1 protein-coding gene and 2 pseudogenes are annotated in these 1,047 nt (G+C 54.8%); all 3 read left to right on the top strand.

Going from position 1 to position 1,047, the window contains the following annotated elements; genetic code table 11:
* Positions 1 to 474: pseudogene (locus tag ACOTX5_RS26600) on the top strand (phage tail tape measure protein); the annotation flags it as partial.
* 2 nt (positions 475 to 476) lie between these two features.
* Positions 477 to 815, top strand: a complete 339-nt coding sequence (locus ACOTX5_RS26595; RefSeq protein WP_022648882.1) for a phage tail protein — start codon at positions 477 to 479, stop codon at positions 813 to 815.
* A pseudogene (locus tag ACOTX5_RS26590) lies at positions 812 to 1,047 on the top strand (phage minor tail protein L); the annotation flags it as partial. The gene ACOTX5_RS26595 and the pseudogene ACOTX5_RS26590, both read left to right, overlap by 4 nt.

Here is a 1,047-nt window from a genome sequence, read left to right as displayed (position 1 = left end):
GTCAGCTCAATTGGATCACTGTTCAGTTTTGGTGCCTCGTCAGCCGCAACCGCCAGCAGCGGTACCGCTATTCAGAATGCTGGCGCGAACTTCACATTTAATGCGAAGGGTAATGTTTACGACTCTCCGTCCCTGAGCGCTTACAGCAATGGCGTTTTTCAGACGCCTCAGCTGTTTGCTTTTGCCAAAGGCGCAGGGGTTTTTGCCGAGGCTGGTCCGGAAGCCATTATGCCGCTTACGCGGGCACCTAATGGTGATCTTGCTGTTCGCGCAGTAGGGATGCCGCAGGTCTCTGGCGGCGTGCCTTCAGTTAACTTCGGCGATATCAATATTCAGGGCGGTTCTCCACAGGCGTCCAGTCAGGGTACTGCCGGAGCAGCAGGCAGGCAGCTTAAGGATGCCATCACTGGTGTCATTAACGAACAGGCCAGCATGCCGGGCTCGCCTCTGTGGCGATTAATCAAGGGAGTTTAACCATGGCAGTCGAAACCTTCAGCTGGTGCCCAAAGGTTGCCTCTCAGGTTGATACAAGTTTTCGTACCCGAAAGGCGCAGTTTGGCGATGGCTATACACAGGTGGCCGGGGACGGCATCAACCCGGTAACACCTCAGTGGAGCGTGAGCTTTACCGGCGACGAGGCTTACATTCAGGCCATTAAAAACTTTCTGAACAGACATACAGGGTGGAAGTCATTTATCTGGAAGCCGCCGCTTGAGCCTTCAGGTTTATGGCGCGCGGAATCCTTCCAGATATCTACCCACGGCAACAAAAAATACACCCTCAGCAGCACATTCATACAGGCATACCATCCATGAGTATTTCATCTGATGTCCAGAAACTGGAACCGGGTAAGCGCGTCCGCCTGATCGAGGTGGACGGCTCAGCGTTCGGTGCGGGTATTCTTCGCTTTCACAACGAGACAATCCCCCATACCGAGGCGGAAATCATCGCCGCAGGCGGCGACGAGTCAAAACTTGAGCCGAAGTCGGTGTGGTGGCAGGGGCAGGAGTATGGCGCGTGGCCGTATGAACTGACCGGCATATCTGT

This window comes from Enterobacter cloacae complex sp. IR5441 (genome assembly GCF_049238215.1).
Taxonomy (GTDB): domain Bacteria; phylum Pseudomonadota; class Gammaproteobacteria; order Enterobacterales; family Enterobacteriaceae; genus Enterobacter; species Enterobacter hormaechei_C.
The sequence above is the reverse complement of the archived record's forward strand: the minus strand, read 5'-3'. Positions and strand labels throughout refer to the sequence as shown.

What these genes read in the sequence shown, in the direction of transcription:
- ACOTX5_RS26595 (WP_022648882.1), top strand. Translation starts at nt 477, where the DNA reads ATGGCAGTCGAAACCTTCAGCTGGTGCCCAAAGGTTGCCTCTCAGGTT.